The sequence below is a fragment of the Pseudomonas atacamensis genome, from assembly GCF_017167965.1.
Lineage (GTDB): Bacteria > Pseudomonadota > Gammaproteobacteria > Pseudomonadales > Pseudomonadaceae > Aquipseudomonas > Aquipseudomonas atacamensis.
This window is the reverse complement of sequence record NZ_CP070503.1, coordinates 5458741-5474241: the sequence shown is the minus strand read 5'-3', so window position 1 is coordinate 5474241 and position 15501 is coordinate 5458741. Positions and strand designations below refer to the sequence as shown.

Here is a 15501-nt window from a genome sequence, read left to right as displayed (position 1 = left end):
ACCATTTCGTAGCGTTGCTAAAATCATCGGGGACAGGCCGGCACAGTCTCAGAATCCCCGACGAATCCGATTCTTCAACTGTTCATGAAACATCTCCGCATCTCGCTTGTACGCCCCTTTCACCGAGTCGCTGAACGAGTCCAGGGTTATCGAGCGCTGGTTCGACACCTCATCACGATACGCATCGATAAAGAAATCCAGATCGCTGGCCGTGCTCAGCTTCGGCCATTTGTCCAGATAGATCGGCAATTGCGCCGGTCCGGTCTTGAACGTACAGATCCGCCGGTTACTGATCGTCGCCTCGCCAATTTCGAACGGCACCCACCAGGACTGCGCAGTCTTCTCCGACACCACCGCCAGCAGATGCGTGCACTCGGTGATGTTGCGGGTAATGACCCCGGTAATGTCATCGGTGGTCTGCGATTCCGGATCCAGCACGTCGAGGTAAGTCCTGATCTTCGCCTGGGTCAGGCGGGTGTTGATGGCGATCGCATGGGCGCGATCCATGTGGCGATAGCTGATAAAGACTGGCATCAGAAATGTCCTTTGAGGGCGAGTTCGCGGTAATAGGCGCCGAGTGCCGTCAGGCGGCAGCCGGTCGAGTGAATGGCGGCGTAGTACATGTGCTCGGCGTCGACCGGTTCGATCAGGCTGTGCCGGTTGCACTTCTGCAACTGGGCGAAGACCTCGCCGTGCCCAGGCACGAACGCCTTTTCGGTGGGTTCATAGCTGGGGTCGAGCGGCAAGACCGATTCGGCTTCGGCGAACCAGTCCGGCAATTTGCGCAGGATCTCCTTGGGGATCAGCGGCGAGACTTCGCGCAGCGAAATGAACTGCGACACATTGGTCTTGAACACCGGACGCTGTTCCCAGGCGCCGAGGGCGTTGTCGACGAAGGAATACAGACTGCCGGGGGTGATTTTGCCGAGGATATTCGCCGCGCCGCCATGCAGCGCTTGCAGGAGCAGGCCGGTGAACACGCCGTGCTGCGCGCCCTCCAGCGCCGGCTCGGCTTTTTTGCAGGCGGTGAGGATGGTCATGCCTTCGCTGACCATGCTGCTCTCGCTGCGCAGGGCGCGCACTTCTCCGGCTGAACCGCTTTCGCAGCAGTCGAGGATGATCATTTTGTTTTTGATCCGCGTGGCTTTGTCCGCCCAGTTGAGAATGTCGCTGATGCGGATGCCGTCCTTGGCGTTGCGGTAGTCCTGCGGGATCAACATGCCTTCGTCTGTGTCGGCATCGAAACCGCCATGACCGGCGAAATACAGCAGAGCGACGTTGCAGTCGCCGGAAAACAACTCGCGGATCTGGTCTTCGAGCTTTTCCCGGCTCAGGTAATCCTCGGCAGACGTCAGTACGACATTTTTGAAGTTGGGGTCGCCGTTGGCGTTGGTTTTCAATACCGAAGCCATGGCCATGGCGTCGTTGCAACAGCCGCTCAGCCCGCCAATATGCGTGTAATCGTTGATGCCGATGAACAATCCCTTGCGCATGGTCACACCGCCTTGTGCAGGCGGATCGCGCCGGGGATTCTGTGGGTATTGCTCGGGCGGGCGCAGCGAGACAAATGGCTGATGAACACAAGATGTTTTTTCATGGCTTTCCTCGATGGTCGCTGTGAGCGAAGGAGGAAAGAAATGTAGGCCGCTGGCTCAGGCCTACAAGGTCTGCGCGGCAAAACAGAAAGGTCCTGCAAGCAGTCGCGCAAGTGCCTACAGAAGAAGCTGACGTTTAAGAGAAGAGGGGGAGTCAGATGCAGTCCGACAACCGGCAGCCCATCGCGTAGGACTGCCGGCGTGGCTGTTTAATAGCCGTTTTCAGGCAGGCTGGCGATGATCGAGCGATAGCTGTTCATCCGTTGCTGCTGGATGCGGCCATCTTCCAGCGCCTTGAGCAGTGCACAACCCGGTTCGCGATCGTGCTTGCAGTCGCGGAAGCGGCAAGTGCCAAGCAGGTCGTCGAACTCGATGAAACCGGCTTCGACGTCGGCGCGGCTGACGTGGCCCAGACCGAATTCGCGGATGCCCGGGGAGTCGATCAGTTCGCCGCCACCGGGGAAGTGGAACAGCCGCGCGGTGGTGGTGGTGTGCGTGCCCTGACCGGACAATTCCGACAACGGCCCGACGCGGGTTTCGACCTCAGGCAGCAGGCTGTTGACCAGCGACGACTTGCCGACGCCGGACTGGCCGACGAACACGCTGATGCGCCCGTCGAGCTGCTTTTGCAGCTGTTCCATGCCATCGCCGTGGTGCGCCGAGACTTCCAGCACCGGATAACCCAGCGTGCGATACACCGCCAGCAACGCGTTCAGCGCCGGGGCGTTCTGCTCGTCGATCAGGTCGAATTTGTTCAGCAGCAAAAGCGGGCGGATGCCGGCATGTTCGGCGGCGACCAGATAGCGGTCGATCAGGTTGGCGTGAGGCTCGGGCAGCGGCGCGAACACGATGACGATCATGTCGACGTTGGCAGCAACCGGCTTGAGCTGGCCACGGCTGTCGGGGCGGCACAGTTCGGTGCTGCGCGGCAGTTGCGCGACGATCACGCCAATGCCCTGGTTGCCGGCCCGCCAGACGACTTTGTCGCCGGTGACCAGCGCTGGCAGGTTGGCGCGCAAGTGGCAGCGGAACACTTGGCCGGCGAGTTCGCCGTCAACAGCTTCGACTTCGACCTGCACACCGAAGTGGGCGATCACCAGGCCGTGTTGCTCAGGGCCGAGGTCGCCGCCCTCGAGGGCCTCGACCGCCGAGGACTCGCGTTTGGCGGCGCGTGCGGCGCGCTCGCCCTGAATCTTTTCGATGCGCCAGTTTTGACGACGATTGAGTTGGCGTTTGGCCATGGGTGTTCCGTCTGAAGAATGCAGCGATTAGGTAAAACGGCCGCGAGTTTAGCACGCCCGGCCACCGGCCTAGGCTAAACTGCGCAGCATTGCCTAGGAGCCCGAATATGCAAAACCCGCAGAACCTGATCTGGATCGACCTGGAAATGACCGGTCTGGACCCGGACAACGATGTCATCATCGAAATGGCCACCATCGTCACCGACAGTGAGCTGAATACATTGGCCGAAGGCCCGGTGATCGCCATCCATCACAGCGACGAAGTGCTCGCGCGCATGGACGAATGGAACACCCGCACCCACGGCAATTCCGGCCTGACCCAGCGTGTACGCGACAGCCGCATCAGCATGGCTGAGGCAGAAGCTGAGACCATTGCTTTCCTGGAAAAGTGGGTGCCGAAGGGCAAATCGCCGATCTGCGGCAACAGCATCTGCCAGGACCGTCGCTTTCTTTATACCCACATGAAGGCGCTGGAAAGCTACTTCCACTACCGCAACCTCGACGTCTCGACGCTCAAGGAACTGGCCGCACGCTGGGCTCCGGACGTGCGCGACAGCTTCAAGAAGGGCAGCACGCATCTGGCGCTGGACGACATTCGCGAATCGATCGCCGAGTTGCAGCATTACCGCAAGCACTTCATCAAGTTCTGAGGCAGCGGCATCAGCCCTGACGCTTTCGCGAGCAGGCTCGCTCCCACATGGAATGCGCCTTAGGTGGACGCGAGCCTGCTTGCGAAAGGCGCGCCCTCTTCTGGTGCGGCGCTGAAATGGCTAGACTGCGCGCCTTCCTGCCTGGACTGCCATCATGTTGCTGATGCTCTATCTGATCGCCATTACCGCCGAAGCCATGACTGGCGCGCTGTCCGCCGGACGACGTGGCATGGACTGGTTCGGCGTGGTGCTGATCGCCTGCATCACCGCGCTCGGTGGCGGTTCGGTGCGCGACGTGTTGCTCGGGCACTACCCGCTGACCTGGGTCAAACATCCGGAATATCTGGTGCTGACCTCGGTGGCAGCGATGTTCACCGTATTCGCTGCGCGCTGGATGCGCCACCTGCGCTCGCTGTTTCTGGTGCTCGATGCAGTTGGACTGGTGGCATTTACTTTGATCGGTTGCATGACGGCGCTGGAAATGGGTCACGGCATGTTGGTGGCTTCCGTCAGCGGAGTCATCACCGGCGTTTTTGGCGGTATTCTTCGCGATATCTTCTGCAACGATATTCCCTTGATCTTTCGCCGCGAACTTTACGCCAGCGTCTCATTTGCTGCGGCGTGGTGCTACATGTTGTGTCTTTATCTCAATGTGCCGGGTGAACAAGCCATTCTGATCACTTTGTTTGGCGGATTCCTGTTGCGTCTGCTAGCCATTCGTTTTCATTGGGAAATGCCGAAGTTCGTTTATAACGACGAACAATAATTGATCGTGCGTCCTTGTCACTGAAGTTGATTAATGGCAAATATGTTGTTTGTGACTGGCGCGCGCATATTTCTTACACTTTTCACTTTGATCTTTGCTTGATGGGTATGTAGTTTTTTCGCTGACATATTTTCGATGTCAGTATCAAATTATATTCTTACAAAGGAGCTGCATTGTGAGTGAAAGCATGGATCTTCAAGATAATCAAAATGGCAACCCGCCCACGCTGGCAGGGCTGTCCAGTTTAAAAGTCAAGTTTGATGCCGGTAATAATACTCAAAGCAGGGCACTTGTCGCTAATGGCCGAATGCAGGTCAAAGTTCAAGTACTCGTTGCCGGAGTGGACGCCGACGGCAACGCAATGCATGTGCCCGCAGATGTAATGGAAAGCATCCAGCTTATTCATTACGCGACCGGCAAGACCTTGCGCGATGGCTGGGTCGCGAGCGCAGTCCAAGGGCGGTTTACGCGTGAGGCACGTCCTGCACCTGACGCCGAAGACAGGCACGACGATGATCTTGAGAATGACAGCGTTCACCCACAGGTTCTTACGTTCTGGGTTTCCTCATCGAGCGCCGGAACGACTGAGATCGGTGCGCGCCTGTCCGTGAATGGCGAGACGATCCTCAGTAACGGAACCACGCCTGCCAGTGTTCATTACAGCAGCGTGACTGTAGAAGCGGAAACGCCTTCGACATATGGTGTAGACGGAGTATTTCGGTTGTACCAGACCAGGATTGGTAATGAGTCGCCCGGTAACCGTATCTGGAAGTACCATTTGGGACTGTACCCGGGTGGGAAGCAGATCCGGCTGGTCGATTGGATTGCAGAGGGGGCAGAAGAGGGCAAGGATTACGATTTTGCGGGTGGTAACAGGCTTAACGAAATAAAAACAAATTACATGGAATGCATTTTCGTGCGTCCCGAAACATCCAGTGTCGTCGTCTCTTTGCCTGACAGGGGTGATCCATTTGCATACACTTTCACCAGTGATGCGCAAACATGGAACTCGAAGCATTATCACGTAAATACTCAAAGCGACGGGGAGTTGACCATCGTCCAGGCTCTATCTGAATACTCGAAAAGCACCGGGCCACAAAAATATGGCGGCGTCCTCCATTTCATCGCGATCGATGAATATGGTACTGAGCATAAACTGGCAATCCGCGTGAATTTTCACGAGCGTAATTTATATCTTCAACGAGGCTGAGTTCGTTCACTGATGCAATGTCGGTGAATGTAGTAGATGTATATGCGTTTGGCATTTCGACTGCAGATAAGCTGCCATGTCGATGATCAGGCATATGCACGAAAGTGCTTTTCTGATGACTCGCGTTGGCCCTGCACTCTGTGTGGCCAGCGCACCCCCTCTCAAGGATGAGCGATCATGACTGGCAAACCGCCGAAGATCAAACCTGTATCTGTCCCAACCAAACCCTCCGATTCCAGCATCGATGTCTCCCACCGACCGTTGTCCTCGTCTTCGACAGTGGCGCATTTGACTGTTGCACATCATCAGGAACCGCTGCATTCGTCATCTTCATCAGATCCGCTGGCGATAACGCCTGGCGTCAATGTGAGCACGACCACGACGTATTCCACATTCGACGAATTCCCAAGGTTTTCCGTGAACGATTCCCTGGAAAGCTATTGGATACCCTCGCAAGAGGGGCTCGATGAGTCCGTTGCACTGGGTATCAAAACCTTGAAGCATCGCCAGTATGTTGCCGTTGCTGATAACCACATCGTGCAAGTGGTCCGAGACGCTGAGAGCGGTCTGCTTCGCGCCACACATGCCAGAGAACTGCATCCTTCCGGTCCGCTGATGAGGCCTGACAGCGAGGGCCGGTTGTGGCACCCGCTGGACGACTCGGAGTCGACCAACCCGCTTGCAACTGTCTATTCTGAACAAAAACGCACGGCAGAGCTGCTTACCGGCGCGGAATATTCAATAGAAGATTTTTCTCCATTGATGATCAAACGCATGCTCGCAGTGAGCGGCGTAAACGCAACGATAGTGCACAGGTCCGAGATTCATCCCACCTCGCTGGCATTGCTGCAGGACACGGCGAGACGTTTTGCCCTCGATCAAAAGATCCAGCTGTTCATCACCCAGGTGCAACATTCCGATCCGACCGTGCGTGCGCAGGCTGATTCACAACTGCAGGCTTTGTTGCCGCCACGGGCAGATGATCTGAGCGAGCGCGTTATCGAACAATCCAGCGCCTTGCTTTTTGAGCAGAGTGAGCGGGCGTTCGAACTCGATTGCGATGCCAACACATTGCTGATGCGACGGATTTTTCCCGACCTGCCCAAGACCATCGCTCAGGCGTTGTGGCGAGAGGCCAGTGCCGCCGACCATATGCATTTGCGCCTGCGGCCGGGAATGCCGAGGCACATGGCAGAAAAGACGCTGGTGGCGCTACGCGAGGTGCGTCTCGCCAGGGCGTGCGCAGGAATCTATCTGGATTCGGTAGCCACTCTGGACAGTGATCTGCTGGCATTGCAGATGATCGGCCAGCTTGAACTGTGGCCGCGACAGATTCGTATCGAGATTCGCCGGCAAGCGTCAGAGAGTGAGTTATTGAGTGCTATTGGCGATGCTCGATCGCCAGTGCGTCACACATTTATTCGTCAGCATGAAGGCTACGTTATCCAGATCAGCGGCGTCCCGTCACCCCAAGGTCGGACGGATCTGTATGCCGCCGTCTGGCTCCTTTTACTGCCCGAGCAGCGCCAATTGCTCGGTGTAGCGCAGGGCGGTGGTGCGGCTCTGCGGCAGCTGGTACGTGCACAGCCATTGCCGTCGCGCCAACGCGTGAGCGAATTGCTGGGACTGGCACCGGTGCAGGTAACGGCTGTTCCGGCCAGCGCCCAGCACGTGCAAGCGGGGCTGCGAGGCGGCGGCGATGTCAACCCGACGTCGACAAAAACCGTTGAAGAGCGTGTCCGTGATCTTTATCCGCAGCTTGCCGAACAAGAACTGGCCATGTTCATTTCCGAGCGTGTGAAGTCGGACCCAGCCAGGGTCTTGGCTCGCCTGGAGACAGAGTTGGCAACACTGCGCAATGAGTTGGCGATCTGGAGTGCGCAAGGATTGTCGACCCGCACGGATTCATCGCAGGGCGCACCGCAAACCGCAGAGCAACGGCTGGCTCGCGAGCGGTTCAGCGCAAAGCTGCAGGATATCTGGCAGCGCAAGTCGGTTTCGAGGTGGGGGTTCGGTGACTATCATTTTTCCCATCATGTCGATTTTTCCGCAGAGTTACCAAAGCTATCCGCCAGGTTCGACTACGTAACAGAGTTGATACTGACTGTGGAAAAGCCAGGCGCACGCATCGGCGCTTTTTTTGACAGTTTTCCCAATGTGCAATATTTGGTGGTCACTGGCATAAAAATGGAGGACTTTCCGTCAGGGATATTCCAGATGCGCCAGCTGCGTCAGCTTGTGCTGAACGATTGCTCGCTTGAATTATCTGAAGCCACGGCTGAAGGTTTGTCCAGGATCGAGACGCTCACTTTGTTGAATCTTGCCAACAACCCTCTCACAGTTGCTCCGCATGTAGGCTTCATGACAGGTTTAACCGAGTTGATGCTATATAATGCAAATCTTTACAGCCTGCCCTCCGGTATAGACAGGCTTGGAGACCTTCGTGTCATGGCGTTACAGGGTAATAATATTTCGCACATAGGAGACGATCTGTTCGATATTCCGGATACGCAAGACCTATACGTTGGTTTATTGAATAATCCGCTGAGTAACGAGTCAATGCGGCGGATTAATCAGTATCTTGCGAATTCCAGTATGGACCGGAAGGTAGAAATCCAAACGGCCGAGGCAGTTTCAGACGTTGATTCCGAAAGTGATTCATCGGAAAGCGGATTTTCAACAGGTTCAGATAGCAACTAGGTGTTTTCGAAAGTAACGGGTCGATCACGCTGCTAACATGATTTGGCAAACATAAACTACTCGCTAACTCCCCTTCTGATTCGGTTTGAGTGAATTCGGAAGGGGTAACAGGCCATCTTGGGCAGAATCAAAGGGGTCGAAGGTTTAGTATTGAAGTGCGTAACATTCAGATCGCATTTTTTGAAGTTGTTAGCATCTGTGTGAAATATTCATGATGATGTTGAAAGATTACTACTTCACAAAATGTCAAATGTCGCGACTTCTTATATTCAGGTTCGATGTTAATACTCTGCTGAGCCCTTAAGGGGTGAAATATATTAATCAGCTGAGGTGTTATCAAATGTTTAGCGAGGAAGTAGGTATATCCCGTATAGAGGTAAAACTCGACACCACGAATCATGGTCAGCACAAAGTGCTTTATGCCAACGGTCGCATGCAGGTGCGTGTGTTGGTGCTTCTACACGGGATCGATAACAATGGCGACGGCGTATCGTTGCACGGACATCCCGCATTGCAGTCACTGCGGCTTATTGCCTATAACGGTGCTCGCCCATTGGAGGGAGAATGGAATGTATCGATTCAGGAAAATCGTTACGCTCACGAAATGTCGGGCGGCGCAACGCGGCTGACAGAAGTCCCGCGGGTCATTGACAACCGGATCAGCGACGCCGTAGATCCGGTACAGATTTTACAATTCTGGGTTTCGGCTTCCCGACCTGGAATCATGGAAGTGGCTGCCGAGATTTCCTTGAACGGCGCGGTATTGCGAAGTAATGGGGTTGGTTTCGACAGCAGTGTCACGCTGGAGGCGATTCCGCCGAAAGAGTACTCGCTGAGCGACTTTTCGTTGAGCAAGTATGACAAGAAACAGAATCGGGGCCTGTATGAGTGGGTTCAGCACTATCATATTGGCCTGCGAGCGGATGGCAGGCAGGTTCACCTTCTTGACTGGTACAGCAGTGAAGTGAAACTTGATCCTTATGATTCCGAAGATGCGGTGCAGATTTATGTGTCCGGGAATATTCCCGGTGAACAAGGTAGTCGCAAAACTTTCTATGGATATATGGCGCCTATATATGGCCTGCAGGCAACATTTCGCAGTCCCCATGGCTACGTCACCGTACCTATCAACAAAGTGCCTGGACAGTTGACGCTCGTTCAGTATGTTTCCGCTGACCCGCAAGCGGCGCGGGAAAGTGATAGCGCCTTCGAATTTGCCGTGATCGATGAATTCGGTTCGGAACACCGGCTTAGTATCGATGGTGATAAAAAGCAGCTCACTTTTATTCTGGATCAATCCAAGCGGTCAATGAAGCGACTTGTCTGACTTCTTGTCTGGTCAGCGTACTTCGCTGGCCAGTGTTGACTGCCAAATTCTGAGTCTGGAAATAAAAGGACGATTCAATAATGGAAAGTAATTTCTCTTCCTCTGTGCATTCGAACGCTTTCAACTTCGGTGAATTTGTTTCCGGAGGCGTTGATCCCCGTACGGGCATGTATACGTGTGCATTTTCGCTTGGCAAGTTGCACTCGGCAGAACTCAATGGTCCGGAGCTTGCACTTTCAGTGAGTTTCAATCCGCTCAATCAGGCGGATAGTGGTTTCGGCGTTGGCTGGTCTTTGACCCTGACCAATTATGACTTGCGCAGCAAAGTCATGACCTTGGCCAACGGTGAACGCTACAAGGCTGTCGAGACGTCCAGCGGCCTGAAGTTCAAGGAAATGAAACTGCAAACAGCAAAGGTGTCAGTCACTGGAGCAGGGCGCTATGAAGTCCGATACAAGGATGGTCGGCGGGAACTGCTCAAAGTCCTGGCCGGCACTCAGGTCGCCGTCGCGGAAAAAATAATCGCGGCGAACGGCGTGAGCATTACGCTGAAACATGAGTTGTTCAACCAGTCTCCCCGTTTGGCCGAAGTCCGTGATGCCACGCGCTGCCTGTTGAAAATTTCCCGTTCGGCAGGTCAGGTGACGTTGTCGCGATATCCCGACACTACTTCGAGCTCCAACTTCAGGCTGATTTTGAAAAACAGTCGGGTAACGGCCATCGAGCTTCCGGTGGGTAAAGGTTGGGAGCTCGAGTATGAAGTCATCGCTGGGGCCAGCTATGTTCATCGCATCGTCAACCCGCTGCGCGGGGTCGAAATCGTTCGCTACAAGCGGCACGGCCACCGCTTCATCAGCGGTGTGGAACAGACACTGCCGTTTGTTATTGCTCACGATGTCTACCCAGGGCGCGGCCAGCCCAGAGTGTGCAAGACATACACGTACTCCGACCATAACTTCCTTGGGCAGGGCCTCCTTCCTGCCAAGGATAGTGACCTGGATCCGCTCTATCTGGCGCCCAGCAACTACGTCTACACCTCGGACGAGCACTTGCTGGTCAGCGGCAAAGTACATACCCGCATTAAACGCACCTACAACAAATTCCATCTGTTGGTGGCTGAGGTTACGACCTGTGGCGACGCGCAGATCGCCACTGCCACGGAGTATCACTGTTCCGTTACCAAGCCGTTCAGTGAGCAGGTGGCCCAGTTCCGCATGCCTAAAGTCCATACGGTGACGTACCTCGATCGGCGCACCCAACAGCAGCGTGTGGAAACCACGATCACTGAGTTCGATGGCGAAGGTAACTTGCTCAAGCAGGTTGAGCCCACTGGGGTGATGACTACGACGGAATACTATCCGGCCATTGGCGGGGATAACTGCCCGGAGGATCCGCTGGGCTTTTCCAGGTTCCCGAAAAAGAGGACGGTGACTGCTGCCGCATCGGATGGTGCTTCGACAGTCACGTACTACGACTACGCTTTGCAACCGGCGCTTGAGGGTGCCGAACTGGCCTCTGTGTTACCGGTCGAGGAGCGTTTTTTCGAAGTGGTGGAGGGTGTAGAGGTGTTGCGTTCGAAAACCGCACGCAGTTATCTGAATACGCCCGAGGATCCACTCAAGCATGGAGCCGCAAAAGAGCAAAGTGTCACCCTGAATGATAAAAAAACCGTTATCGAATTTTCCTATGAGCTTGAGGGTGACAGGCTGCGAGTCAGGTCCAGCACGCGCGGATTCGACGGCGCGCTGCAGACCAGTGAGAAGGTGCTTTCGACGCTGACCGGATTACAGGTCTCTGAAGTCGGTGTCGATGGCGAGCACATCGAATATGAATACGATGCAATCGGCCGGGCAGTGGGCAAAACCGTTGCTGCCGGCACCCCCTTTGCGGCCGCTACCCGGTGGGCCTATCTGGCCGCCAGCAAACAGCAGCCGGCGACAATGGTGACCACGGATCCTGCTGGCGGCGAGCAAAAAGTCGCCTATGACGGACTGGAACGGGTGATCACCGTTCAGGAAAAGGACTGCGACCATCCCGACAAGGACGGTCTCATTCAGACACGCACGCTTTATTCTGCGCTGCATGATTCGGTCGGTCACAAGGTGAAAGTGACGCTGACTGATTGGCGTGATGGCAAGCCTTGTCCGGTCAGCACTTGCTATGAATTCGATTCCTGGGGCCAGGTCAGCAAGACGCTGCACGATGATGGGCGTATCGAACACAGCGAGGCGGATCCGGTGCTTCGCCGGCAAACCAATTGGCTCCAGGGCATGGGCAAGACGATCACCGTCGTCAATGATTTCGGTAAACCGCTGAGTGTCGAGAGCTTCAATCTGAAGAACAGGAGTCTGGGCAAAACCGTTTACACCTATGACGGTTATGGGCGCACAGCCAGCCAGACAGACCCTGTCGGCAACACCAGCCGATATGAGTACGACGTTTTTGACCGAATGACCCGCAATGTCCTGCCCGACGGCAGTAAGGTCGTGACCGAGTACGCCGAGCATAGTGATGAAGGGCTGGCGATCGACATCAAGGTCGGTGACAAAGTGCTGGGCCAGCAAACGTATGACGGTTTGGGGCGGCTGATCCAGAGTACTGTGGGCGGGCGAAAGTCCGAGGCTGGTTATGAAGCCGGCTTCACTCAGCCACAGTGGTACAAGAGTGCTGATGGCAAAAAAACCGAATTCACTTATTTGCGGGAACTGGGCGGTTTGCTGACTGAGCGCAAGGCAGAGGGCTTGGTCACAACCATGACCTATGACCCCGTCAGTGGCAAACCCTTGACCTGTACCGAAAGCGGCAGGAGCCGCAGCTTTGCCTATCACCCTTCCGGGCGCCTGAAATCCGAAACGACGAGCTTCGGCGCTGTCACGAAAGCAACGTCCAGTACCTGGTCCCTGCAGGGGCGACCGATCACCCACGTTGATGTGCTCGGTACCGACAACAGATCTGAATACGATGAGTTCGGCCGCCTTCTATCCGCCTCGCAAGGCTTGCTGACAACCGAGTTCCACTACAACGCCCGGACGGGGATGCTGGAGTGGACGAAAACCGAAGACACCTCGATCAAGCGTCAGATGATCACCCGGTTCGCCTATGACGATATCGGTCGTGAAACCCGGCGTACATTCGAGATTCAGGGTCAGCCTGACCAGACCCTCGAATCGACTTACACGCTGGCTGGCAAACTGGCGCAGAAAGTGTCCAGACGTGGCACTCAACTCTTACGTGATGAACAGTTCACCTACGACGGGCGCGGGCGCTTGATCCAGTACGACTGCGCTGGCACCCAAAAGCCCCGTGACCCGTATGGCAAGGAAATTATCCAGCAGACGTTCACCTTCGATGCGCTGGACAACATTCTTACCGTGCAGACGAAGTTCCCGCTGGGCGTGAATCTGACCACCTTCAGTTATGACAATCCCGATCCGGTACAGCTCAGCGCAGTCAAACATTCCCATGTCGACTATCCACCAGCAGTGACGCTGGAATACGACGCCAACGGCAGGATGATCAAGGACGACCAGGCGCGAACGCTGGCCTATGACGCGTTCGGACGTCTTGAGCAATTGTCCGACGCGGGGGGATCAGCGTTCCGTGGCTACCATTACGACGGTTTCGACGATCTGGTTGAACTGTCGCAACCCGATAAGGCGACTGTGCAGCGTTATTACCACGCAGGCCGGGTCGCCAATGAGGTCAGTGGTGAAAATTCATCCAGTGTCGTGCGTCACGGTGGCGCGCTTGTGGGACAGCGGCAACTCGGTCTGAACGCCAGCGCGCAGCTGTTTGGCACCGATCAACAGCAAAGCGTGCTGGCAACACTGGGTAAGGAGCACCTCACCGATTGCGCCTACAGTCCTTATGGGCACCGTCCTGCCGACGGCGGATTGTTCAGCCTGGCGGGGTTCAACGGCGAACAGCTGGATCCGGTTACCGGGCTGTATCTGCTGGGCAACGGTTACCGGGCCTATAGCCCGACACTGATGCGTTTTCTTTCCCCCGATAGCATGAGTCCGTTCGGTGCGGGCGGATTGAATGCCTACAGTTATTGCCTGGGCGACCCGGTCAATCGGGTTGACCCTACCGGGCATGTCTCCTGGCAATCGATCCTGGGCATCGGCCTGAGTATTCTCGGCATTGTTGCCAGCGTAGTGACGATGGGCGCGGCGACGCCATGGGCAGTGACGGCACTGGGGCTGGCGGTTGCTTCGGGCCTGGCGGGTATTGCCAGCGAGGTGGTCAATGAACTCGCACCGGGTTCTCAGGCGGGCGAGATATTGGGCTGGATCAGTTTTGGTCTCGGGCTGGCTTCGGTGGGGGCAGGGCTGGCAGCTGGTGCCAAAGCGGGCATCAATGCTGGCAGGAAACTGGCTGGCGCCTTCAAGCAAGGCCTGAGTAGTAAAGGCTCCAAAGCAGCGGGTCGAGAGATGGCCCGAGGTATGATCAAGGGCAAGGGAAACAAGGCGGCGGCCAAGGCTAAGGCGAAGGCCAGCGCGGCCGTTCAGGAAGAGGCCGAGAAACCATGGTCACTCGTCAGGGTCAATCCCAAAAATAACATGCTTGAGAAAAGGGGGCTTACGGGCTTGCTTGAAAAGGCCGAAACCTTCATGCAGCACATTGAGGCGGGTAACTCCCCAACGTCTTCTGCAGTGCTGATTCATGCCGAATACACGCCCATGTATGGCCCATCCGGATCAGCATCAAAGTCGATGCATCTCTATCTGTCGAAAGGAGACCGAATATATATGACCGAAAACGCTAAGGAGCGGATCGCGGTCATCGACCAGCTGGGTGGTCATAGGTAAAGGACAAACAATAAGCTTGGAGCACGCAATGAAACGATACATAGCGAAAGCAGGAGCACTCAAGGTCCGGCTACGATTAGAACATTGCGCTTGCCGGTTTTGCGAACGCGCGGCGGGCGTGCCGTTCCAGTGCCCACTCGACATGTTCCCTGACCAACTCTGACGGATAATCCCGTCGCGCCTTCAACGCTTCCAGCACCGGAATCGTTGAAGGCGCATTTCCCAGCCCCACCGCCAGATTGCGCAACCAGCGCTCATACCCGGCGCGCCGCAATGGCGAACCTTCGGTGCTGCTTAGAAACTTATCTTCATCCCACAAAAACAACTCGGCCAACTGTGCGTTATCCAGATTGTGCCGTGGCTTGAAATCGTTTTCCCCGGTCGGCCGGGCGAAACGGTTCCACGGGCAGACGATCTGGCAATCGTCGCAGCCAAACACGCGATTGCCAATCAACGGCCGCAACTCTTCGGGAATCGCGGTTTTCAGCTCGATGGTCAGATAGGAAATGCAGCGCCGCGCGTCCAGCACATAGGGGCCGACGAAGGCGTTGGTCGGGCAGATATCCAGACACGCAGTGCAACGGCCGCAATGTTCGCTGCTGTGCGGTTCATCCACCGGCAACGGCAGATCGACGAACAGCTCACTGAGGAAGAAGTAACTGCCGGCCTTGCGGTTGAGCACCAGGGTGTTTTTGCCGATCCAGCCCAGCCCCGCCTGTTCGGCGATGGCTTTCTCCAGCACCGGTGCGCTGTCGACAAACGCGCGAAAACCGAACGGGCCGATCTCTGCCTGGATCCTGTCGGCCAATTGTTGAACACGTTTACGGATCAATTTGTGGTAATCGCGGCCCAAGGCATAACGCGACACGTAAGCCTTTTCCGGTTCAGCCAGGCGTTTGGCCATTTCGGTATCGCCCGGCAAGTAGTCCATGCGCAGGGAAACCACGCGCAACGTGCCCGGCACCAGCTCGTCGGGGTGCGAGCGTTTGCTGCCATGGGCGCCCATGTAGTCCATATCGCCGTGATAGCCGGCGTCGAGCCAGCGTTGCAGATGCTGCTCGTGTTCGGCCAGGTCCAGACCGCTGATGCCGACTTGCTGGAAGCCCAGCTCGCGGCCCCAATCCTTGATCGATTGGGCGAGGGCGGGCAGGTCTGTGGTGATGGCGGACATGAGGCGAGAGAAACCGGAGCTGAGGTGCGT

Annotated in this window: 10 protein-coding genes; 6 read left to right on the top strand and 4 right to left on the bottom strand. The window is 56.1% G+C overall.

Annotated elements, in window-relative coordinates:
- Positions 1-48: 48 nt before the first annotated feature.
- The 3 genes from JWU58_RS24850 to rsgA form a co-directional block, all read right to left on the bottom strand.
- Positions 49-534: a toll/interleukin-1 receptor domain-containing protein gene (locus JWU58_RS24850; protein ID WP_206421149.1), complete on the bottom strand. Its 486-nt coding sequence runs from the start codon at positions 532-534 to the stop codon at positions 49-51.
- Positions 534-1493, bottom strand: coding sequence for a caspase family protein (locus JWU58_RS24845; protein WP_206421148.1), 960 nt, complete (start codon positions 1491-1493; stop codon positions 534-536). The genes JWU58_RS24850 and JWU58_RS24845 overlap by 1 nt, the downstream gene beginning before the upstream one ends.
- 311 nt (positions 1494-1804) lie before the next feature.
- Positions 1805-2836: a small ribosomal subunit biogenesis GTPase RsgA gene (gene rsgA, locus JWU58_RS24840; RefSeq protein WP_024011360.1), complete on the bottom strand. Its 1032-nt coding sequence runs from the start codon at positions 2834-2836 to the stop codon at positions 1805-1807.
- Positions 2837-2943: 107 nt separating this feature from the next.
- Here rsgA and orn point away from each other — a divergent pair, with 107 nt between their 5' ends.
- The 6 genes from orn (at position 2944) to JWU58_RS24810 (ending at position 14300) form a co-directional block, all read left to right on the top strand.
- On the top strand, positions 2944-3486 hold the full coding sequence (gene orn, locus JWU58_RS24835) for an oligoribonuclease (protein ID WP_016771957.1): 543 nt from the start codon (positions 2944-2946) through the stop codon (positions 3484-3486).
- Positions 3487-3637: 151 nt separating this feature from the next.
- Positions 3638-4252 carry a trimeric intracellular cation channel family protein gene (locus JWU58_RS24830; RefSeq protein ID WP_177421648.1) on the top strand — a complete coding sequence of 205 codons (615 nt, stop codon included), beginning with the start codon at positions 3638-3640 and terminating at the stop codon, positions 4250-4252.
- A gap of 175 nt (positions 4253-4427) precedes the next feature.
- Entirely contained in the window at positions 4428-5462 is a 1035-nt protein-coding gene (locus JWU58_RS24825) for a hypothetical protein (protein ID WP_206421147.1), read from the top strand.
- A 177-nt stretch (positions 5463-5639) separates the two neighbouring features.
- Positions 5640-8162 carry a leucine-rich repeat domain-containing protein gene (locus JWU58_RS24820; protein ID WP_206421146.1) on the top strand — a complete coding sequence of 841 codons (2523 nt, stop codon included), beginning with the start codon at positions 5640-5642 and terminating at the stop codon, positions 8160-8162.
- A gap of 340 nt (positions 8163-8502) precedes the next feature.
- Complete coding sequence (locus tag JWU58_RS24815; RefSeq protein WP_206421145.1) at positions 8503-9489, top strand: hypothetical protein; 987 nt, start codon at positions 8503-8505, stop codon at positions 9487-9489.
- An 80-nt stretch (positions 9490-9569) separates the two neighbouring features.
- Positions 9570-14300, top strand: coding sequence for an RHS repeat domain-containing protein (locus JWU58_RS24810; RefSeq protein WP_123443945.1), 4731 nt, complete (start codon positions 9570-9572; stop codon positions 14298-14300).
- A gap of 76 nt (positions 14301-14376) precedes the next feature.
- On the opposite strand, the gene queG is transcribed toward JWU58_RS24810, so the two are convergent.
- Positions 14377-15471: a tRNA epoxyqueuosine(34) reductase QueG gene (queG, locus tag JWU58_RS24805; RefSeq protein WP_123443944.1), complete on the bottom strand. Its 1095-nt coding sequence runs from the start codon at positions 15469-15471 to the stop codon at positions 14377-14379.
- Positions 15472-15501 lie beyond the last annotated feature (30 nt).

Excerpts from the sequence above, each read along its gene's own strand:
- JWU58_RS24815 (WP_206421145.1), top strand. The coding sequence starts at position 8,503 with ATGTTTAGCGAGGAAGTAGGTATATCCCGTATAGAGGTAAAACTCGAC.
- orn (WP_016771957.1), top strand. The coding sequence starts at position 2,944 with ATGCAAAACCCGCAGAACCTGATCTGGATCGACCTGGAAATGACCGGT.
- JWU58_RS24850 (WP_206421149.1), bottom strand. The coding sequence starts at position 534 with ATGCCAGTCTTTATCAGCTATCGCCACATGGATCGCGCCCATGCGATC.
- JWU58_RS24845 (WP_206421148.1), bottom strand. The coding sequence starts at position 1,493 with ATGCGCAAGGGATTGTTCATCGGCATCAACGATTACACGCATATTGGC.
- queG (WP_123443944.1), bottom strand. The coding sequence starts at position 15,471 with ATGTCCGCCATCACCACAGACCTGCCCGCCCTCGCCCAATCGATCAAG.
- JWU58_RS24820 (WP_206421146.1), top strand. The coding sequence starts at position 5,640 with ATGACTGGCAAACCGCCGAAGATCAAACCTGTATCTGTCCCAACCAAA.
- JWU58_RS24810 (WP_123443945.1), top strand. The coding sequence starts at position 9,570 with ATGGAAAGTAATTTCTCTTCCTCTGTGCATTCGAACGCTTTCAACTTC.
- rsgA (WP_024011360.1), bottom strand. The coding sequence starts at position 2,836 with ATGGCCAAACGCCAACTCAATCGTCGTCAAAACTGGCGCATCGAAAAG.